Raw genomic sequence first — 20,034 nt, forward strand, 5'->3', positions numbered from 1 at the left:
GAACGAGGAAAAGACGTATGTGCGGTATTGTCGGTATCGCCGGTGTTATGCCGGTAAACCAGTCGATTTATGACGCGTTAACGGTGCTCCAGCATCGTGGCCAGGATGCCGCTGGCATCATCACCATTGATGCCAACAACTGCTTCCGCTTGCGAAAAGCGAACGGCATGGTGAGCGACATTTTTGAAGCTCGCCATATGCAGCGTTTGCAGGGCAATATGGGCATCGGTCATGTGCGTTATCCAACTGCTGGCAGCTCCAGCGCCTCCGAAGCTCAACCTTTTTATGTCAACTCACCGTACGGTATCACGCTTGCCCACAACGGCAACTTGACCAACGCCCATGAGCTGCGTAAAAAGCTGTTTGAAGAAAAGCGCCGCCACATCAACACCACTTCCGATTCAGAAATCCTGCTGAATATTTTCGCCAGTGAGCTGGATAACTTCCGCCACTACCCGCTGGAAGCGGACAATATTTTTGCCGCGATCGCCGCGACGAACCGCCAGATCCGTGGTGCCTATGCCTGTGTAGCGATGATTATCGGCCACGGTATGGTTGCCTTCCGCGACCCTAACGGTATCCGTCCGTTGGTGCTGGGTAAACGCGATATTGGTGATGGCCGCACCGAGTATATGGTGGCTTCTGAAAGCGTGGCGCTGGATACCCTTGGCTTTGAATTTCTGCGCGACGTTGCGCCGGGTGAAGCGGTCTATATCACTGAAAAAGGCAACTTGTTTACCCGTCAGTGTGCGGATAATCCGGTCAGCAACCCGTGCCTGTTTGAGTACGTTTACTTTGCGCGTCCTGATTCGTTCATCGACAAGATTTCCGTCTACAGCGCCCGCGTGAATATGGGCACCAAGCTTGGCGAAAAAATTGCTCGTGAGTGGGAAGATCTGGACATCGATGTGGTGATCCCTATTCCGGAAACCTCGTGCGATATCGCGCTGGAAATTGCCCGGATTCTCGGTAAACCGTACCGTCAGGGCTTTGTGAAAAACCGTTACGTCGGCCGTACCTTTATCATGCCGGGTCAGCAACTGCGTCGTAAATCCGTGCGTCGTAAGCTGAATGCCAACCGTGCTGAATTCCGCGATAAGAACGTGCTGTTGGTAGACGATTCCATCGTGCGCGGGACCACCTCTGAACAAATTATTGAGATGGCGCGTGAAGCCGGGGCGAAGAAAGTGTACCTGGCCTCTGCGGCACCGGAAATACGCTTCCCGAACGTCTATGGTATTGATATGCCCACGGCGACGGAGCTGATCGCTCATGGCCGCGAAGTTGACGAGATCCGCCAAATCATCGGCGCTGACGGTCTTATCTTCCAGGATCTGAACGATCTGATCGAAGCCGTCCGCGCAGAGAATCCGGATATTCAGCAGTTTGAATGTTCCGTGTTCAACGGCGTGTACGTCACCAAAGACGTTGACCAACAGTACCTCGATTTCCTCGACTCCCTGCGCAATGATGACGCTAAAGCGGTATTGCGTCAGAATGAAGCGGAAAACCTCGAGATGCACAACGAAGGGTAAGTCAGGGCATGCCGGATGGCGACGCTTTGCGTCTTATCCGGCCTACAGTCCACCATCGTTGTAGGCCGGATAAGGCGTAGCCGCCATCCGGCATTTTTATGTTACGCCTCGTCGACCCAAATCCGCATTTCACCTTCGCCACGATTGGCCCAGCTAAACCACGGAATAAACGTTAAGGTCTGCTTTTCGACCGTTGTCTGACGGTTATCAAAGCTGTACAGCGGCTTGTCACTCTCAGCGGTCAACACGCGCAGCCCTTCAGCTTGCAGCAACACTTTGCCCTTCAGCACTCCGACGCCCTGAATTTCACGCAGCTCGCTTGCTTTTGGCAGCGACAGGTTATGCAACTCAGCGCCGTTATCCGCCTGTTCCAGACAGTACACCAGCGGCCCGCGCTGAATAGCGACCTTGCCCGCAGCGTGGCGCACCAGTGGGTTGGCGTAAACGCGACGGACCGTCATCGGCAGGTTCAGGGTAATGATGTCACCTTGCTGCCACTGACGACGCAGATGCAGATAGCCCTTAATCACTCTGCCTTGTGCCGTTTCTCCGTTGACCTGCACGTGCGGTGTTTCGCACCACGCCGGTAGACGTAGCGCGACGGTATGTTCAACGGTCTTTGGCTGGCTAAAGTGAATAGTGACCCGCTCATCCCATGGATAGTTACCGCTAATGTTCAGCGCCAGGGTCTGGTCTTTTACGCTGAACTGCGCTTCGCTCCCGGCGTAGAAGTTGATAAACAGTGCGTCCGGTCGCGGGGTGAAAATATAGTGACCAATGGCGACCAGCGTGCGGGCGATATTCGGTGGGCAGCAGGCGCAGCCGAACCAGCGCTGGCGCACCGGCTTAATGTGATCGTAAATATGGTTATGTGGAATACTTTTCGGGTACGTCTCCAGCGGATTGACGTAGAAGAAGTGCTTCCCGTCCAGCGCCATTCCACCCAACACCGTATTGTAAAACGCACGCTCCATGACGTCGGCGTAGTGCGCATCACCTTCCATTTCCAGCATGCGGCGGGCGAACATCATCAGGCCGATGGAGGCGCAGCTTTCGCCGTAAGCGGTGTCGTTCGGTAAATCGTAGTCGCTAGTAAAGGCCTCGCCGATGCCCTGCGAGCCGATACCGCCGGTGATGTACATCCGCCGCTGCACCATATTGTTCCAGATGCGCAGGCAGGTTTGGCGCTTCTCTTCATCCTGGGTGATACGGGCAATGTGCGCCAATCCGGTCATCAGATACACCGACCGCACTGCATGACCGACCGCTTCATGCTGTTCAGCGAGCGGTTTGTGCGCATGGGTGTATGTTTTGTCTTTGATCATTCCCGGCCAGGCGTCGCCCCAACCAACCCAGTGTCGGGTACCGCCGCGTTTTTCGAACTCAATATCGTAATAGTAGGGTTGTTTGCCACGTTCCTCGACGAAATAGCAGGCCAGCGCCTGGTAGCGCGGTTCCTGAGTGACTTCATACAGACGCATCAACGCCAGCTCGATTTCCGGGTGCCCAGGATAGCCGCGCAGTTGGCCTTCTTTGGGACCAAACACCGTGTCGATGTGATCGGCAAAGCGACAAGCGATGTTCAGCAGTCGACGTTTTCCGGTGGCGTTGAAGAAGGCGACTGCCGCTTCAAACAGGTGTCCGGCGCAGTAGAGCTCGTGGCATTCGGCGACGTTGGTCCAGCGCAGTCCTGGCTCCTTTACGGTATAACAGGTGTTGAGATAGCCGTCGTCACACTGCGCCTGAGCCAGCAGCTCAATCACCTCGTCGGCGGTTTTTTCAAGCACTGCATCTGGCTTCTGGCACAGCGACCAGGCTACGGCTTCCAGCCATTTGGTGACATCGCTGTCCTGGAAGACCATGCCGTAAAACTCGCCGTGTTCCAGACCGGCGGCGATGCGGTAGTTAGCCAGCGCGTGGCTGGGTTCTGCCTCGGGAATCGTGTCGTTCAGTGCTTCCCATTGGTACGGGATCACTACGTCGCGAATCAAGCGTTGGTATTCACCCAGAAATGGATCGGTGATGGTGATTCGGTTGAGATCGGCTTCAATCACAGCAGACTGCATCATGTATACCTCAGGAAATGTGTGAATGTCGTTGGTGAAGATCGGTTGAAATACGCTGCATCATCGGGCCATTGAGGCGGCATTTGAGCAGGCACAGCGCCAGTGCGAGGTGGAAAATGGCCGGCACAATGCTTTGCAATAGGGTGATGCCCTGAAGAGAAGCTGCGGTCTGATTTTCAAGACCTGGCTGGTAGGCCACCATGATCAGCAGAATACTGATAATGCCGCCGGAAGATGCCCACGAGAGCTTGATGAAAAACAGATTAAAAGCGAAGTTCATCCCGGATGAGCGCACGCCGTTTTTCCATTCGCCGTAGTCGTCGGCGAAGGCCATGATTGAGAAGTGCAGGGGGAGGGTGAAGCCGAGGATCACGCCGTTTAGCGCAATGCAGCCCAGCCACAGCATACGGTAATCAGCTCCGGTTGGCAGGAACCACATCGCAATGCCAAATACCACCAGAATCAGGTTGGTGCAGATATACAAGCGCACCATATCGAAACGCCGCGAGAGGGGATTAACGATGATCGCGCCTAAAATGCCCGCCACTGTCAGTACACCGAAAAACAGCGACATAAACCCGGCGCTGCCCTGCAGAACATATGAAATAAAGTACATGTAGCCGCCGCCGCGAATACACAGGATATTCACCAGCAGGAAGGACATCACCAGCATCATCAGTAACTGATCGTTTTTACGCAGCCCGGCCAGATGCTCACGCAGGGTAAATTTGCCGACCAGCGACAGCGGTACGCGTTCTTTCACCCACAGGAAGCACAGTAAAAACATCACCATGCCCACGCAGCACAGTACGGTGACGCCATATTGATAACCTTTGGCCAGATTGCCCTGACCAAAGAATTCCACCATCCACGGCAGACCGACCGCAACCAGAAAGCCGGCAATACCGCTTAATACAAAACGCCAGGACTGACACGACATCACCTGATCGTGGCGGTTCGTGACGGCGTTTATCAGCGCACAGTAGGGCACATTGTTGGCGGTATAGCCCAGGGAAAGCAGGAAGTAGGTACCGAATGCCCAGGCGATTTTCATGTTGGGGCTGATATCCGGGACGGTAAAGGTCAGGATACCGATAATGCCCAAGGGAACGGCTGTCCATAATTGCCACGGACGAAAGCGCCCCCAGCGACTGCGGGTTCGGTCGGCAACCACGCCCATCACAGGGTCAGAGACGGCGTCGAATATGCGTAGAACAAAAAACATTGCCCCGACAATGGCCGGGCTAAGCCCGAACACGTCGGTGTAGAAAAAAAGTAAAAAGCCGCTTATTAAATCTGAGATGCAGTGTCCACCAGCATCGCCTAATCCATAGCCTATCTTTTCGCGGGTTGAGAGCGTTTCTCCCGCATCAACGGTTTGTGCATCAGAATCCAGGTTATCAGCAATTGTCATAACCAATCCTCGAACAAGGGGGGATGATTTAAAAAGTCATTACGGCTTATCTCTGACAGTTTTTACTAAAGATGTAACGGTTCTGAGCATAGGACTGTACCGGTGTTTCGGTATATGACGGTTTTCTTTCTCTGTGAAAATGACCCTGGTTTTTACTAGAAATAATTATTTTATAGTGATCGGTGTCACGATAGTGGCGTTGGGAGGCGCCATTAGTGGTTCTGTTAGTTATTCTGTAGGGAAATGAGGGAGAGTTAATCATTGGCGCGTTAGTGGTATTCTTAGCGCTTAAGGAACCCGACATCGGCTTAACCACGCGTGACAGGTAAAAACGAACGGAATGGCAAACAAGACCCGAATCAAAGATATTGCAATGGCGTGCGGTGTGTCGATTGCCGCCGTGTCCCGGGCCCTGAAAGGGCAGCCAGGACTGAGCGAAGAGACCCGACAGCGGATACTGGCGATTGCCGAGTCTGAAGGTTACGATTTCGGTCGTTTGCGCAGTGGTCGCATTAAGCGGCTGCTATTTCTGCTGCACCGCGAGCACAATATAGCCAGTGCATTGCCGTTCTATTCCAGCGTGATGCTTGGGGTGGCTGACGCTTGCCGGGAAAACGATATTGCGATGAGTTTCTTGCCGATTGGCCCGGAAGATTCGCTGGCTGAACTCATTAATTTGCATCAGCCTGACGCGCTGATTGCCGCAGGGTATCTGGAAACGGAAACTCTGGTCGAGCTGCGTAAACTGGCACTGCCGGTCACGCTGGTGGATCTGTGGGCAGCGGATTTTCCCTGCGTCAATCCGGATAACTTTCATGGGGGCTTCATTGCGACACGGCATCTGCTTGAACAAGGGCGCAAACGCATTGCGTTTCTCGGCCATTCGCAACGCCATTACAGTATCCGTCAGCGCGTAGAAGGATATCAGCAGGCGTTATTTGACGCCGGGCTGTCTTTACCCGCGGAATATCGTGTTGAAGCACCGCCGGTCAAAGATATTGAACAGGCGCTGGTCGAGGGCATGGACAAACTGTTAGCTCTGCCGCAGCCGCCGGATGCTATCTTTGCCTATAACGATATTGCCGCGCTGGTGGCGATGCGCGTCTGCGCGCGTAAGGGGATCAACGTGCCGCAAGATATCGCGATTGTTGGCTTTGATGACATCGATGCCGCTGCCTGGGCGCATCCGGCGTTAACCACCGTGGCGGTAGATAAGCGCGAGCTTGGGCGAGATGCGTTTCGTTTACTGCTCAGCGAGCAACATGAGCGAAATTTACTGCTGCCGGTGCGGCTGGTGATCCGCGAAAGCTCGCTGAGTGCGACTGCACATTCACAGTTGCACCCTACGCGGTAATCCGGCACAGTCACGCCATGAAGAACAAAGGGCTCTCACAGTGAAACGACTCATCATTGGTATTTCTGGCGCCAGCGGTGCAATTTATGGCGTGCGGCTGTTACAGGTTTTGCGTGACGTTGCTGATGTGGAAACCCATCTGGTAATGAGTGCGGCGGCACGTCAGACCCTGGCGCTGGAAACAGACCTGTCCGTACGTGAGGTGCAGGCATTAGCCAATGTGAATCACGACGCGCGTGATATCGCCGCCAGTATTTCATCTGGCTCATTCCAGACGGCGGGGATGGTCATTCTGCCTTGTTCCATTAAAACGCTCTCCGGTATCGTCCACAGTTATACCGATGGGCTGTTGACCCGCGCCGCTGACGTGGTGCTGAAAGAGCGTCGTCCACTGGTGCTATGCGTACGTGAGACACCGCTACATCTGGGGCATCTGCGATTGATGACCCAGGCGGCGGAAATAGGCGCGGTAATTATGCCGCCGGTTCCGGCGTTTTATCATCGTCCCCAGACGCTTGATGATGTGATTAATCAAACGGTTAACCGTGTACTCGACCAGTTCGACATTGCTCTCCCGCACGATCTGTTTACCCGTTGGCAGGGGGCATAAGCCGCTCCGCCAGCGTGCATATCTGCATTCCTTGCCCTGTTTCAGGGCAATTTTGTAACCGCGATCATATCCTCAACATTTAATTCGTTAAAACGTAACGAAACGCTGCGGTTCAACCGTCATACCTGCTATCTTCAAAATCAGGACAATATTGCAACGTTTTATTAACATATTTAACGTCGAATATCCTCATCGACGCGAAAATGGCATAAGACCTGCATGAAAAAGTCTGCAAACACACAACACAACGTAAAACATAATAAAATTTCGCCACTTGAGGGTTATGTATGAAGAAGACGGTACTTGCTTTGTCATTGCTGGTAGGACTTTCCGCCACCGCGGCCAGCTACGCAGCGCTTCCGCAGACAGTTCGTATTGGTACAGATACCACCTACGCCCCTTTTTCCTCTAAAGATGCCAAAGGGGATTTTGTCGGGTTTGATATCGATCTCGGCAATGAGATGTGTAAACGTATGCAGATCAAATGTACCTGGGTTGCCAGTGACTTTGATGCGCTGATCCCCTCTCTGAAAGCGAAGAAAATCGATGCCATTATCTCCTCTCTGTCTATTACCGAAAAGCGCCAGCAAGAAATCGCGTTCTCAGACAAACTTTACGCCGCAGACTCACGTCTGATTGCTGCGAAGGGTTCCCCGATCCAACCGACCCTTGATTCGCTGAAGGGAAAACATGTTGGCGTACTGCAAGGCTCAACCCAGGAAGCCTATGCTAACGATACCTGGCGCAGCAAAGGCGTGGATGTGGTGGCCTATGCGAACCAGGATCTTATCTATTCTGACCTGACGGCAGGACGTCTGGATGCCGCGTTGCAGGATGAAGTTGCGGCTAGCGAAGGATTCCTGAAACAGCCTGCGGGCAAGGACTACGATTTTGCGGGTCCTTCGGTAAAAGACAAAAAGTACTTTGGTGACGGAACCGGGATTGGCTTACGCAAAGATGACGCAGAGCTGAAAGCGGCCTTTAATAAAGCGCTCGGCGAACTGCGTCAGGATGGGACTTACGACAAAATGGCGAAAAAGTACTTTGCCTTTAATGTCTACGGCGACTAATACGCCAATACGGGAAGCGATTGCACCGTAACGGGGAACGATTACGGTGCATGATAGTTACAGTGCACTATTTTGGTGCTTTTATCGCTGACATAATGAGCATGAATGCATACTTAAGCGCTTTTCATGCAAAAAAATACCGCCAACAGGGCAGAATGCTTTGCCATGTTGGCCTGATTAATGGCACGATAACTGCACCTGGTCCTGTAAAGATCCCCTATATAAGACAGTCTGTTGAGGATAGTTATGAAAAAACTGGTGTTGTCTCTTTCTCTGGTTCTGGCGTTCTCCAGTGCTACCGCAGCATTTGCCGCTATTCCGCAAAAAGTGCGGATCGGTACCGACCCCACTTATGCCCCGTTTGAATCGAAAAATTCGCAGGGTGAATTAGTCGGTTTTGACATCGATCTGGCAAAAGAACTGTGCAAGCGTATTAATACACAATGTACCTTCGTTGAAAACCCGCTGGATGCGCTGATCCCTTCGTTAAAAGCGAAGAAAATTGATGCCATCATGTCGTCACTTTCGATCACTGAAAAACGTCAGCAGGAAATCGCCTTTACCGACAAGCTTTATGCAGCAGACTCTCGTCTGGTGGTCGCGAAAGATTCGGCTATCCAGCCGACCATTGAGTCGCTGAAAGGCAAACGTGTCGGTGTACTGCAGGGCACGACTCAGGAAACGTTTGGCAATGAACACTGGGCGCCGAAAGGTATTGAAATTGTCTCCTATCAGGGGCAGGACAATATCTACTCTGACCTGACGGCCGGGCGTATTGACGCCGCGTTCCAGGATGAAGTTGCGGCCAGCGAAGGTTTCCTGAAGCAGCCGGTAGGCAAAGATTACAAATTCGGCGGCCCGTCTGTGAAAGACGAGAAATTGTTCGGAGTGGGTACCGGTATGGGGCTGCGCAAAGAGGATAACGAACTGCGCGAAGCACTGAATAAAGCGTTTGCAGAAATGCGCGCTGACGGAACTTACGAGAAGCTGGCGAAAAAGTACTTTGATTTTGATGTTTATGGCGGTTAATCACCGCTGGTGCTGATAAAGCCCGTAGATTTTTGACGTGTTGAATTTATGCCTGATGGCGCTGCGCTTATCAGGCCTACAGCGATTTTGTAGGCCGGATAAGGCAATGCCGCCATCCGGCATTTAACAGTTTGTCTGAAATCAAAAGAGGCTTCTTACTTCACCACACACGACAGGACAGGCAGCATGTTGTATGGCTTTTCAGGTGTTATTTTACAGGGCGCAATCGTGACGCTTGAGCTTGCTCTTAGCTCGGTGGTACTGGCGGTTCTGATAGGCCTTGTCGGCGCGGGCGCAAAGCTGTCGCAAAGCCGGGCAATGGCGCTGATTTTCGAAGGGTACACGACGTTGATCCGTGGGGTACCCGATCTCGTCTTGATGTTGCTCATTTTCTACGGATTACAAATCGCACTGAACACGGTCACTGACGCGGTTGGTATCAGCCAGATTGATATTGATCCGATGGTGGCGGGGATTATTACGCTCGGTTTTATCTACGGGGCCTATTTTACTGAAACGTTCCGTGGCGCGTTTATGGCGGTTCCAAGAGGCCATATTGAAGCGGCGACGGCGTTTGGGTTTACCTCTTCGCAGATTTTTCGCCGGATTATGTTCCCGGCGATGATGCGCTACGCGCTGCCGGGGATTGGCAATAACTGGCAGGTCATTTTGAAGGCGACGGCGCTGGTTTCGCTGCTCGGACTGGAAGACGTGGTGAAAGCGACGCAGCTTGCCGGGAAGAGCACCTGGGAGCCATTCTATTTTGCCGTCGTGTGCGGGCTTATCTATCTGGTGTTTACCACCGTGTCTAATGGTGTGCTGCTGTACCTTGAGCGCCGCTACTCTGTGGGTGTGAAGAGGGCTGACCTGTGATTGAGATTATTCAGGAGTACTGGAAATCCCTGTTGTGGACCGACGGCTATCGCTTTACCGGCGTAGCGATCACCCTGTGGTTGCTGATTTCATCCGTAGTGATGGGCGGCATTCTGGCGCTGTTTTTGGCGATTGGTCGCGTATCCAGCAATAAGTTTATCCAGTTCCCCATTTGGCTATTTACCTATATTTTCCGTGGCACGCCGCTTTACGTTCAGCTACTGGTGTTTTATTCCGGGATGTACACGCTGGAAATTGTCAAAGGGACGGACCTTCTCAACGCGTTTTTCCGCAGCGGGCTGAATTGCACCGTGCTGGCATTAACGCTGAATACCTGCGCCTATACCACCGAGATCTTTGCCGGGGCGATTCGTTCGGTGCCTCATGGTGAGATTGAAGCCGCGCGCGCTTACGGTTTTTCTTCATTCAAGATGTATCGCTGCATTATTTTGCCCTCCGCATTGCGTATTGCGCTGCCTGCGTACAGCAATGAGGTTATTTTAATGCTGCACTCAACGGCGCTGGCCTTTACGGCCACGGTACCGGATTTGTTGAAAATTGCCCGCGATATCAACTCGGCGACCTACCAGCCGTTTACCGCCTTCGGTATTGCCGCCGTGCTGTATTTGATGATTTCGTATGTCCTGATCAGTCTGTTCCGTAAAGCGGAAAAACGCTGGTTGCAGCATGTAAAACCTTCGACGCACTGAGAACATGATGTCTGAGAATAAATTAAACGTTATCGATTTACACAAACACTACGGCGAACATGAAGTGCTGAAAGGGGTATCGCTGCAGGCCAATGCGGGTGATGTGATCAGTATTATCGGCTCGTCAGGCTCTGGCAAAAGTACGTTCCTGCGCTGTATTAACTTTCTTGAAAAACCGAGCGCTGGGTCGATTGTGGTCAGCGGTCAGAACATTGGCCTGGTCCGTGACAAAGACGGTCAGCTTAAGGTGGCGGACAAAAATCAGCTGCGCCTGCTGCGTACGCGCCTGACCATGGTCTTTCAACACTTTAACCTGTGGAGCCACATGACGGTGCTGGAAAACGTCATGGAAGCGCCGATTCAGGTATTAGGGCTGAACAAGCAGGAAGCCCGCGAGCGTGCGGTGAAATATCTGGCTAAAGTGGGTATTGATGAACGCGCTCAGGGTAAGTATCCGGTGCACCTGTCCGGTGGTCAGCAGCAGCGTGTCTCCATTGCGCGCGCGCTGGCTATGGAGCCGGAGGTTCTGCTGTTTGATGAACCGACGTCAGCGCTTGACCCAGAGCTGGTGGGGGAAGTATTGCGTATCATGCAACAGCTGGCCGAAGAGGGGAAAACCATGGTGGTCGTCACCCACGAAATGGGGTTTGCCCGTCATGTCTCCACGCACGTGATTTTCCTGCATCAGGGGAAAATTGAAGAAGAAGGCGATCCGGAGCAGGTCTTCGGTAATCCGCAAAGTCCACGTTTACAGCAGTTCCTTAAAGGATCGCTGAAATAAGCGCTCGATTGCCCGGTGGCGTTTTTGTTGCTTACCGGGCCTTCGGCTTCCCGCACTCCAGACGATAACCCCAGTCGTCATAATGCACACCATTCACTTCATAGGCTTGCTCGAGCACCTGTGTGCGCACAAAACCGGTCTTTTCCAGTATGCGTACCGAGCCTTTGTTGTCCGCCAGCACCCATGCGTTTATCGCCATTACGCCAGCGTGTTCAAAGGCATAGTCGCACACCGCGCGTACCGCTTCACTGGCAATCCCTTTTCCCTGAGCGCGTGAAATAATGCAATAGCCAATATCAGCCTCTTGCGGAAAGTGATGACTAATCTGCAAACCAATATCACCGAGCGGAGTCGTGTCATGATGTTGGCGGATGACAAACGTATGGGGTGCATTAAGGCGCCGGGCGAACAGCAGGCGTGTTTCTTTTATCGGGGAGATAGTGCCCATAAAGCGCATGATGTCCGGGTTTTCGCGTAGTCGCAGGAAAAACGGCCAGTCAGTCGGTTGAAACGGGGAGAGGATAAGTCGCGGGGTGGTAATTATCGCCATAAATTCGCCATTACAGAAGTCAGGCTTATAACCTTACCACCGTAATGGCGACAGTGAACAGTCTTCGCGCTTATCGAATGACGTCGGCCAGTGCTTCCTCTAAATCATACCAGCGAAACGCAAAACCAGACGCTTCCAGCCGCTTAGGTAATGCGCGCTGACCGCCGAGAACCAGCACCGAGGATTCCCCCATCAGCAAGCGCATTGCGGTTGCGGGAACGCGTAAGACAGCAGGGCGATTCAGCGCATGGCCCAGCGCATGGGCAAATTGCTCATTACGCACCGGGTACGGCGAGACCATATTGAATGGGCCACGCAAATCGTTATCCAGCAGCCAGATGATCGCATTGACCATATCATCAATATGGATCCAGGCCAGATACTGACGTCCGTTACCGATGGGGCCGCCCAGACCAAGGCGAAACGGCGGAACCATTTTTCCGAGGATACCGCCCGCAGGTGCCAGTACGACACCGGTACGCAGCAGGCATACGCGCGTGTTATCGCTTTGCGCGCCGCAGGCAATTTGCTCCCACCGGGCGCAGAGCTTATGGGTAAATTCATTGTGCGGCGGTTCTTCTTCCGTGACGACGACTTCACCTAAGTCACCGTAGTATCCGGCAGCCGAACCTGAGATCAACGCCGTCGGTGGCGTATCGCTGGCGTTGATTAAATCGACCAGTTTCTGGGTGATACCCCAGCGACTTTGGCACAAACGCTCCTTTTGCTCAGCCGTCCAGCGCTTATCGGCGATGGGCTCTCCGGCAAGGTTAACAATCGCGTCGATGCCATTGAGGTTGGGCCTGTCCTCCAGCCCTTTCCACAGCGTAACCCGGGAGTCCAGAATCTGACGGGCCTTATCAGGGGTACGTGTTACAACGCTTATCTGATGCCCCAATTCCAGCAAGCGGGGGATCAGATGGCGTCCAATCAGGCCAGTACCACCGGTAATCAGAATCTGCATATTGCCTCCCGGATAACGATTAGCGCTGCCAGCTCAGCGTCATGGACACGGAGTCGGCGTAACGCAATGCGTGAAGTTTATCGATCTCTACTTCAGCATAAGTGACCCAGTGATGTTCGCGTGCGATATCGAGCACATCTTGGGTTAATTTTTCTAACAATGAGAAGCGGTTACTCTCTACGTGCGAAATAATGCTCTTGGTAATGGTGCGATAATTCAACGCATCGTTGATATCTTCGCTGGCGCGGGCTTTGTCTGCCGGGTAGTGGATGGCGATGTTAATGACGATATCCTGACGGTTCAGGATCTCCTCTTCTTTGATGCCAATAAACGTGCGCAGACGAAGGTTTTTTATACGAATAATTGCGTCAGGTTGTGACATTGCAGGTTTCCTCCATGTATGAACCTCGTAATGATACACGAGAATCGAATTGCGTTACCGGTTCTCACTCGGTGCGTGCTGCAGCGCACGTTCCGTGGCGGGACGGGTACGAATGCGTTCGTACCAGTTATTAACCGCCGGATAGGTATCGAGGTCGATACGCTGACGCTGATGAGCATGAATCCACGGCCAGCAAGCAATATCCGCAATGCTGTAGTGATCGCCACCTAACCAGGGGGACATTTCCAGACGTTTGTTCATCACGTTGTACAGACGCTGAGTTTCAACATGATAGCGCTCAATGGCGTAAGGGATGGTTTGGGGCGCAAAATGATTAAAATGATGATTCTGGCCCAACATGGGACCCAGACCGCTCACCTGCCAGAACAGCCACTGCAACGTGGTGTGGCGTTCGCGTAATTCACCGCTGAGTAGCTTGCCGCTCTTCTCCGCCAGATACAGCAAAATTTCACCCGATTCAAACAGGCTGAGCGGCTTACCGCCGTCCTCCGGGGCGTTATCGATAATGGCCGGGATTTTATTGTTCGGCGAGATCTGCAGAAAATCCGGATGAAATTGATTCCCTTTGCTGATATCGACAGGAATCAGACGGTATTTCAACTGCGCCTCTTCGAGAAACAGCGTGATTTTGTGACCGTTGGGCGTTGGTGTGTAGTAGAGGTCGATCATTTTCAGCGTCCGTTGAGTGATGAACCGGGTCATGACAAGTATAGAGCCTGTTGGCGTGCGTGAGTTTTCATCAAGTGACAGGGTGAGAAAGACTCTATATTTTGAAAGCTAGCCAATCCAATCCCGAGGTCATTATGAGCAAACCTGCAATTACGCTGTGGTCAGATGCCAACTTTTTCTCCCCCTATGTGTTGTCCGTTTACGTTGCGCTACAGGAGAAAGGGCTGCCTTTTACGCTGAAAACCGTTGATCTCAGTGCGGGCGAGCATTTACAACCCACCTGGCAAGGATATGCGCTGACGCGTCGCGTCCCGGTTCTTGAGATTGACGGTTTTGAATTGAGCGAATCATCGGCGATTGCCGAGTTCCTGGAAGAGACCTTCTCGCCGCCGCAGTGGGAACGCATCTATCCGCATGATGTGCAAAAACGCGCGCGTGCCCGCCAGGTTCAGGCGTGGATCCGCAGCGACCTGATGCCTATTCGTGAAGAACGTTCCACGGACGTTGTGTTTGCTGGGGTGAAGAAAGCGCCGTTGAGTGAAGCGGGTAAAGCCAGCGCAGAAAAATTGTTCGCCACGGCGGGAAGTTTGCTTGCTCATGGGAAACAAAATTTATTTGGCGAATGGTGTATCGCAGATTGTGATTTAGCGCTAATGCTTAATCGTCTGGTGCTAAACGGAGATGACGTTCCACAGGCGTTAGCAGACTACGCCACCTTCCAGTGGCAGCGGGCTTCGGTACAACGTTTTATCGCGCTTTCAGCGAAGCGTTCCTGCTGATAATCGAGCGATAATCCAGTATCATTAAACGGTATTATATGACGAGGAGTGAGTGATGAAGCTGATGTTCGCATCGGACATTCATGGGTCGTTGCCAGCCACGGAGCGCGTACTTGAACTGTTTGCCCAAAGCGGGGCGCGATGGCTGGTGATATTGGGTGATATTTTAAACCACGGACCGCGTAATGCGCTGCCACAAGGTTATGCACCTGCGCAGGTTGCTGACCGCTTGAACGCGCTGGCGTCACGTATTATTGCGGTACGCGGTAATTGCGATAGCGAAGTGGATCAGATGCTCCTGGATTTTCCAATAACTGCGCCATGGCAGCAGGTTCTGATGGATAATCAGCGGCTCTTTTTGACGCATGGGCATCTTTATGGCCCGGAAAACCTCCCGGCGCTGAATGCGGGTGATGTGCTGATTTATGGGCATACGCATCTGCCGGTTGCCGAGAAGCGTGGTGATATTTACCACTTTAACCCCGGCTCGGTCAGTATTCCGAAAGGGGGTTTTACGGCAAGTTACGGGATTCTGGATGATAATGTTCTCAGCGTAATGGCACTCAATGATCAAAGTATCATTGCGCAGATCGAGATTAATCCGTAAGTTACCCCACAAACGTAAACGCGCCGTAAGAGCGCTAGAAAAAAGAAGGTTTCCTGATGGTGGAACAGCATCGTTTGGCAAGTACGGAATGGGTGGATATTGTGAATGAAGACAATGAAGTCATCGCACAGTCCAGCCGTGAACAAATGCGGGCGCAGCGCTTACGTCATCGCGCAACGTATATCGTCGTGCATGATGGTATGGGCAAAATTCTGGTTCAGCGTCGTACCGAGACAAAAGATTTTTTGCCCGGCATGCTGGATGCTACCGCGGGTGGTGTTGTTCAGGCTGATGAGCAAATGCTTGAATCTGCCCGCCGTGAAGCGGAAGAAGAGTTGGGCATTGCAGGCGTACCGTTTGCTGAACACGGTCAGTTTTATTTTGAGGACCAACACTGTCGCGTATGGGGAGGGCTGTTTAGCTGCGTATCCCACGGGCCGTTCGCGCTGCAGGAAGAAGAAATTAGCGAAGTCTGCTGGCTAACGCCGGAAGAAATTACCGCGCGCTGTGATGAGTTCACACCGGACTCGCTGAAAGCGCTGGCGCTGTGGATGACCCGCAACGCCAAGAATGAAGGGGCGAAAGCCGAAAAACAGGAAGAGGCGGAGTAAACACCGCTTATCCAGCCTACCCAGTAATGCAATCGGGTAGGCCGGGTGACACGCTTTGACATCGCCAACCGGCGTTGTGAATTAGTGATACTCCATTATCTGCGCACCAATCACCACCACGCTGGACATAATAAACAGCAGGCCCAGCAGTGTGGCACCTACCTTCAGCCAGTTACGGAAGTCCACCCGGCAAACGCCTAACGTCGCCATTAATGATGCTGATGTTGGATAGATAATGTGGCTGAATCCGTCACCAAACTGGAAGGCCAGCACGGTCACCTGACGGTTTACGCCGACCAGATCGCCCAGAGGCGCTAACAGTGGCATAGTGAGCGCTGCCTGACCCGAACCGGAAGTGACGAAGAAATTAAATACCGCCTGGAACAGCAGCATAAACCACGCCGCAATGGCATTGTCCAGGCCGCTAATGCCGTTGGCAATGCTGTGCAGCAGGGTATTCAGCACACTCGCATCGCCTGCCTCACCATTACCAACCAGCAGTAATATCCCCTTGGCAAAACCGACCAGCAGGGCCGGGGCAATCATCATGCGTGCCCCCTCAGTGAATGAAGAAGCCATGATGTTAACCGTCATTCCGTTGAGCCGGAAGACAACGCCGATAATGCCAATCACCAGACCCATAGTGAAAAACTGGCTGGCGATTTCAGGAATGAACCATGCGTTGACGATAACGCCCCAGACAACCCAGATCATTACCGCAGTGAGGACGATCAGTACCAGCCAGTCACCCAGCGTGAAGCGTCGCTCTACCACCTCGTCCTGCTGTTCGCGGAAAAAACGGTCTGATTCATGAACGCGGGATAGCAGGGGGTTTTTCTTGATGCGTGTTGCGTAGGCCAGCGTAAAAGTCAGGCCAATCATTGTGGCAACGACCCACACCACGATACGTAAACCAGAGCCGGAGAGTACCGGGACGCCTGCAATGCCCTGTGCGACAACCACACAGAACGGGTTCATCCATGAACTGGCAAAGCCGATTTGGGTGGCAATGTAGGTCACCAGCACGGTGGTAATACTGTCGTAACCTAAGCGCACCATGAGTGGAGCGATGATAATGGCAAAGGCGACCGCCTCTTCTCCCATACCAAAGACCGCGCCACCCAATGAGAAGAGGATAAACAGCACCGGGATGAACAAGACCTCGTTACCCCGGGTATGGCGGATGAGCGCCAGGATGCCGTTATCAATGGTTCCGGTGCGCATAACAATGCCAAACGCGCCGCCGATCACCAGCATAAACATAATGATGCCAACGGCAGTACCGAATTTAGAGCCGGAGGTTAACCCTTCGAACGGAAAATTCATCAGCCCGGGACTTTCATCGCCGGTGGTGAAAAATTTCACCCGGTGATACTGCTCTTCGCCGGCATCGTTGGTCAGAATGCGAAAAGAGTGGGGATCGACCACTTTACGGGTTTTGGTTTGCCCATCAACCTGGTACTGCACTTCTTGACTGTCGAACATGCCGACGGGAACAACCCAGGTGGCCAGGCTGGTTAAAATAGCGACGAAAAAAATAATCACCAGCGTATCGGGCATAGCCCATTTTTTCGCGGATTGTGATTCTGTAACTGCAGACATGACAGACTATCCCTGTTGCAAAGCAAAGAGACTAAGTATGAGAAGAGAAGAATAGTTATTCATTGATGCAGCGCAGCTAAGCAAAATTTTCAGAATTTGCGACTGTTATTGTGGAGATAAAAAAGCCAGAAATATCAGCTAGTTCTGGCTTTTATGAGCATGATGTGTAGGCCGGATAAGGCGCTTAGCGCCACTATCCGACACACGCAGCAAATTACTGCTGTTGCTGGGAAGACTGGATCGCGGTCAGTGCGATGGTGTAGACGATATCGTCTACCAGCGCGCCACGAGACAGATCGTTCACCGGCTTGCGCATACCCTGCAGCATCGGCCCGATGGAGATCAGGTCGGCAGAACGCTGTACCGCTTTGTAGGTGGTGTTACCGGTGTTCAGATCCGGGAAGATGAACACGGTAGCGCGACCTGCAACCGGAGAGTTCGGCGCTTTAGATTTCGCAACGTCAGCCATAACAGCGGCGTCGTACTGCAGCGGACCGTCGATCATCAGGTCTGGACGTTTTTCCTGAGCCAGACGTGTTGCTTCGCGGACTTTCTCAACGTCGCTACCTGCACCAGAGGTGCCGGTAGAGTAGGAGAGCATCGCTACGCGAGGTTCAATACCGAAGGCCGTTGCGGAGTCTGCGGACTGGATGGCGATTTCTGCCAGCTGTTCTGCAGTCGGATCCGGGTTGATCGCGCAGTCGCCGTAAACGTAAACCTGATCCGGCAGCAGCATGAAGAACACAGAAGACACCAGAGAGCTGCCCGGTGCAGTTTTGATCAGCTGCAGCGGTGGGCGAATGGTGTTTGCGGTGGTGTGAACAGCACCGGAAACCAGGCCGTCAACGTCGTCCTGCTCCAGCATCAGGGTACCGAGAACCACGTTGTCTTCCAGCTGTTCGCGGGCAACGGTTTCAGTCATACCTTTGTTTTTACGCAGTTCGACCAGGCGGGCCACGTAGCTCTCGCGAACCACATCCGGGTCAACGATTTCTACGCCTGCGCCCAGTTCAACGCCCTGAGACGCTGCAACACGGGTGATTTCATCCGGGTTACCCAGCAGTACGCAGGTCGCGATACCACGTTCAGCACAGATAGCTGCCGCTTTAACAGTACGCGGTTCGTCGCCTTCTGGCAGAACTACGCGTTTGCCTGCTTTACGCGCCAGCTCGGTCAGCTGGTAGCGGAACGCTGGCGGAGACAGACGACGGCTGCGCTCAGAGGTCGCAGTCAGGGATTCAACCCAGTCAGCGTTGATGTAGTTAGCAACGTATTCCTGAACTTTCTCGATGCGCTCGTGATCGTCAACCGGGACTTCCAGGTTGAAGCTCTGCAGGCTCAGGGAGGTCTGCCAGGTGTTGGTGTTTACCATGAATACCGGCAGACCGGTTTCGAATGCACGTTCGCACAGTTTTGTAATGCGCGCGTCCATTTCGTAACCGCCAGTCAGCAGCAGAGCACCGATTTCTACGCCGTTCATTGCCGCAAGGCATGCTGCAACCAGCACGTCAGGACGATCGGCAGAGGTCACCAGCAGAGAACCGGCACGGAAATGCTCGAGCATGTGCGGAATGCTGCGTGCACAGAAAGTCACAGACTTCACGCGACGGGTATTGATATCGCCTTCGTTAACGATGGTGGCGTTCAGGTGACGCGCCATATCGATTGCACGAGTGGCGATCAGATCAAAGCTCCACGGCACCGCGCCCAGAACCGGCAGCGGGCTGGATTCTTGCAGTTTAGCCGGGTCAACTTTAACCACTTTCGCTTTGGAGGAGTCGTCAAAAATTTCGGACAGATCCGGGCGAGTACGGCCCTGCTCATCAACCGGTGCGTTCAGTTTGTTAACGATAACGCCGGTGATGTTGGTATTTTTAGCGCCGCCGAAGCTGCTGCGAGTCAGTTCAATACGCTCGTTCAGCTGTTCCGGGGTGTCAGTGCCCTGAGACATTACGAAGACGATTTCCGCATTCAGCGTTTTCGCAATTTCGTAGTTCAGAGACTGAGCGAACTGGTGCTTACGGGTTGGGACCAGGCCTTCAACCAGCACCACTTCAGCATTCTTGGTGTTCGCGTGATAGTTTGCGATGATCTCTTCCATCAGCACATCTTTCTGATTGCTGGAGAGCAGAGACTCAACGTGGCTCATCTTCAGCGGCTCAGCGGCTGGCAGAGACGAGTTCGCACGGACAATCGCAGTAGTCTGGTCTGGCGCATCGCCACCGGCACGCGGTTGAGCGATCGGCTTAAAGACGCTCAGACTTACGCCTTTACGTTCCATTGCACGGATCACGCCAAGGCTGACGCTGGTCAGACCGACGCTGGTTCCGGTAGGGATCAGCATAATAATACGGGACACGGTTTATCCTCTTTCGTTACCGTCGATTTCGACGGGTTACAAAACAGC

Annotated in this window: 19 protein-coding genes; 11 read left to right on the top strand and 8 right to left on the bottom strand. The window is 53.1% G+C overall.

Annotated elements, in window-relative coordinates; translation table 11 throughout:
- Positions 1–17: 17 nt before the first annotated feature.
- Positions 18–1,535: an amidophosphoribosyltransferase gene (gene purF, locus FDW88_RS04765; protein ID WP_096756346.1), complete on the top strand. Its 1,518-nt coding sequence runs from the start codon at positions 18–20 to the stop codon at positions 1,533–1,535.
- Positions 1,536–1,636: 101 nt separating this feature from the next.
- On the opposite strand, the gene FDW88_RS04770 is transcribed toward purF, so the two are convergent.
- Positions 1,637–3,604 (bottom strand): glycoside hydrolase family 127 protein, encoded by a 1,968-nt coding sequence (locus FDW88_RS04770; RefSeq protein WP_137362125.1) that lies wholly within the window; start codon positions 3,602–3,604, stop codon positions 1,637–1,639.
- Positions 3,605–3,611: 7 nt separating this feature from the next.
- On the bottom strand, positions 3,612–5,015 hold the full coding sequence (locus FDW88_RS04775) for an MFS transporter (protein WP_115257898.1): 1,404 nt from the start codon (positions 5,013–5,015) through the stop codon (positions 3,612–3,614).
- A gap of 340 nt (positions 5,016–5,355) precedes the next feature.
- Here FDW88_RS04775 and FDW88_RS04780 point away from each other — a divergent pair, with 340 nt between their 5' ends.
- From FDW88_RS04780 to hisP, 7 genes are all read left to right on the top strand, one after another.
- Positions 5,356–6,369, top strand: a complete 1,014-nt coding sequence (locus FDW88_RS04780; protein WP_117343401.1) for a LacI family DNA-binding transcriptional regulator — start codon at positions 5,356–5,358, stop codon at positions 6,367–6,369.
- A 40-nt stretch (positions 6,370–6,409) separates the two neighbouring features.
- Positions 6,410–6,979, top strand: a complete 570-nt coding sequence (locus tag FDW88_RS04785; RefSeq protein WP_096756350.1) for a UbiX family flavin prenyltransferase — start codon at positions 6,410–6,412, stop codon at positions 6,977–6,979.
- Positions 6,980–7,266: 287 nt separating this feature from the next.
- Positions 7,267–8,049 (top strand): lysine/arginine/ornithine ABC transporter substrate-binding protein ArgT, encoded by a 783-nt coding sequence (argT, locus tag FDW88_RS04790; RefSeq protein ID WP_096756351.1) that lies wholly within the window; start codon positions 7,267–7,269, stop codon positions 8,047–8,049.
- A 246-nt stretch (positions 8,050–8,295) separates the two neighbouring features.
- Positions 8,296–9,078, top strand: a complete 783-nt coding sequence (gene hisJ, locus FDW88_RS04795) for a histidine ABC transporter substrate-binding protein HisJ (RefSeq protein ID WP_096756352.1) — start codon at positions 8,296–8,298, stop codon at positions 9,076–9,078.
- Positions 9,079–9,264: 186 nt separating this feature from the next.
- Positions 9,265–9,951 (top strand): histidine ABC transporter permease HisQ, encoded by a 687-nt coding sequence (locus FDW88_RS04800; RefSeq protein ID WP_096756353.1) that lies wholly within the window; start codon positions 9,265–9,267, stop codon positions 9,949–9,951.
- Entirely contained in the window at positions 9,948–10,661 is a 714-nt protein-coding gene (hisM, locus tag FDW88_RS04805) for a histidine ABC transporter permease HisM (protein ID WP_096756354.1), read from the top strand. The genes FDW88_RS04800 and hisM overlap by 4 nt, the downstream gene beginning before the upstream one ends.
- 7 nt (positions 10,662–10,668) lie before the next feature.
- Complete coding sequence (gene hisP / locus FDW88_RS04810) at positions 10,669–11,442, top strand: histidine ABC transporter ATP-binding protein HisP (protein WP_096756355.1); 774 nt, start codon at positions 10,669–10,671, stop codon at positions 11,440–11,442.
- Between the two features lie 31 nt (positions 11,443–11,473).
- Here hisP and FDW88_RS04815 read toward each other — a convergent pair whose 3' ends face one another.
- The 4 genes from FDW88_RS04815 to yfcG all read right to left on the bottom strand — a co-directional run bounded on the left by FDW88_RS04815 (position 11,474) and on the right by yfcG (position 14,028).
- Complete coding sequence (locus FDW88_RS04815; protein ID WP_137362126.1) at positions 11,474–11,992, bottom strand: GNAT family N-acetyltransferase; 519 nt, start codon at positions 11,990–11,992, stop codon at positions 11,474–11,476.
- A gap of 70 nt (positions 11,993–12,062) precedes the next feature.
- Positions 12,063–12,956 carry a TIGR01777 family oxidoreductase gene (locus tag FDW88_RS04820; RefSeq protein WP_096756357.1) on the bottom strand — a complete coding sequence of 298 codons (894 nt, stop codon included), beginning with the start codon at positions 12,954–12,956 and terminating at the stop codon, positions 12,063–12,065.
- 19 nt (positions 12,957–12,975) lie between these two features.
- Positions 12,976–13,338: a dihydroneopterin triphosphate 2'-epimerase gene (folX, locus tag FDW88_RS04825; protein WP_096756358.1), complete on the bottom strand. Its 363-nt coding sequence runs from the start codon at positions 13,336–13,338 to the stop codon at positions 12,976–12,978.
- Positions 13,339–13,392: 54 nt separating this feature from the next.
- Entirely contained in the window at positions 13,393–14,028 is a 636-nt protein-coding gene (yfcG, locus tag FDW88_RS04830) for a GSH-dependent disulfide bond oxidoreductase (RefSeq protein ID WP_137362160.1), read from the bottom strand.
- A 134-nt stretch (positions 14,029–14,162) separates the two neighbouring features.
- Between yfcG and yfcF the strand changes: the two genes are divergently transcribed.
- Genes yfcF through yfcD form a run of 3 tightly spaced genes read left to right on the top strand, consistent with a single transcriptional unit; the run spans position 14,163 to position 16,025 of the window.
- The gene (yfcF, locus tag FDW88_RS04835; protein ID WP_135911678.1) at positions 14,163–14,807 is read left to right on the top strand and encodes a glutathione transferase; all 645 of its coding nucleotides are present in this window, start codon (positions 14,163–14,165) and stop codon (positions 14,805–14,807) included.
- A 55-nt stretch (positions 14,808–14,862) separates the two neighbouring features.
- Entirely contained in the window at positions 14,863–15,414 is a 552-nt protein-coding gene (gene yfcE / locus FDW88_RS04840; protein ID WP_137362127.1) for a phosphodiesterase, read from the top strand.
- A 56-nt stretch (positions 15,415–15,470) separates the two neighbouring features.
- Positions 15,471–16,025 (top strand): NUDIX hydrolase YfcD, encoded by a 555-nt coding sequence (yfcD, locus tag FDW88_RS04845; protein ID WP_096756361.1) that lies wholly within the window; start codon positions 15,471–15,473, stop codon positions 16,023–16,025.
- Between the two features lie 81 nt (positions 16,026–16,106).
- On the opposite strand, the gene yfcC is transcribed toward yfcD, so the two are convergent.
- Together yfcC and pta are read right to left on the bottom strand one after the other, a co-directional pair.
- Entirely contained in the window at positions 16,107–17,627 is a 1,521-nt protein-coding gene (gene yfcC, locus FDW88_RS04850) for a putative basic amino acid antiporter YfcC (protein WP_137362128.1), read from the bottom strand.
- A gap of 214 nt (positions 17,628–17,841) precedes the next feature.
- Complete coding sequence (pta, locus tag FDW88_RS04855) at positions 17,842–19,986, bottom strand: phosphate acetyltransferase (RefSeq protein ID WP_096756363.1); 2,145 nt, start codon at positions 19,984–19,986, stop codon at positions 17,842–17,844.
- Between the last annotated feature and the right edge of the window lie 48 nt (positions 19,987–20,034).

Source organism: Citrobacter sp. wls829 (genome assembly GCF_005280825.1).
Taxonomy (GTDB): domain Bacteria; phylum Pseudomonadota; class Gammaproteobacteria; order Enterobacterales; family Enterobacteriaceae; genus Citrobacter; species Citrobacter gillenii.

Coding starts and splice junctions, on each gene's coding strand:
- purF (WP_096756346.1), top strand. CDS start 18: ATGTGCGGTATTGTCGGTATCGCCGGTGTTATGCCGGTAAACCAGTCG.
- FDW88_RS04770 (WP_137362125.1), bottom strand. CDS start 3,604: ATGATGCAGTCTGCTGTGATTGAAGCCGATCTCAACCGAATCACCATC.
- FDW88_RS04775 (WP_115257898.1), bottom strand. CDS start 5,015: ATGACAATTGCTGATAACCTGGATTCTGATGCACAAACCGTTGATGCG.
- FDW88_RS04780 (WP_117343401.1), top strand. CDS start 5,356: ATGGCAAACAAGACCCGAATCAAAGATATTGCAATGGCGTGCGGTGTG.
- argT (WP_096756351.1), top strand. CDS start 7,267: ATGAAGAAGACGGTACTTGCTTTGTCATTGCTGGTAGGACTTTCCGCC.
- hisJ (WP_096756352.1), top strand. CDS start 8,296: ATGAAAAAACTGGTGTTGTCTCTTTCTCTGGTTCTGGCGTTCTCCAGT.
- FDW88_RS04800 (WP_096756353.1), top strand. CDS start 9,265: ATGTTGTATGGCTTTTCAGGTGTTATTTTACAGGGCGCAATCGTGACG.
- hisP (WP_096756355.1), top strand. CDS start 10,669: ATGTCTGAGAATAAATTAAACGTTATCGATTTACACAAACACTACGGC.
- FDW88_RS04815 (WP_137362126.1), bottom strand. CDS start 11,992: ATGGCGATAATTACCACCCCGCGACTTATCCTCTCCCCGTTTCAACCG.
- FDW88_RS04820 (WP_096756357.1), bottom strand. CDS start 12,956: ATGCAGATTCTGATTACCGGTGGTACTGGCCTGATTGGACGCCATCTG.
- folX (WP_096756358.1), bottom strand. CDS start 13,338: ATGTCACAACCTGACGCAATTATTCGTATAAAAAACCTTCGTCTGCGC.
- yfcG (WP_137362160.1), bottom strand. CDS start 14,028: ATGATCGACCTCTACTACACACCAACGCCCAACGGTCACAAAATCACG.
- yfcF (WP_135911678.1), top strand. CDS start 14,163: ATGAGCAAACCTGCAATTACGCTGTGGTCAGATGCCAACTTTTTCTCC.
- yfcE (WP_137362127.1), top strand. CDS start 14,863: ATGAAGCTGATGTTCGCATCGGACATTCATGGGTCGTTGCCAGCCACG.
- yfcD (WP_096756361.1), top strand. CDS start 15,471: ATGGTGGAACAGCATCGTTTGGCAAGTACGGAATGGGTGGATATTGTG.
- yfcC (WP_137362128.1), bottom strand. CDS start 17,627: ATGTCTGCAGTTACAGAATCACAATCCGCGAAAAAATGGGCTATGCCC.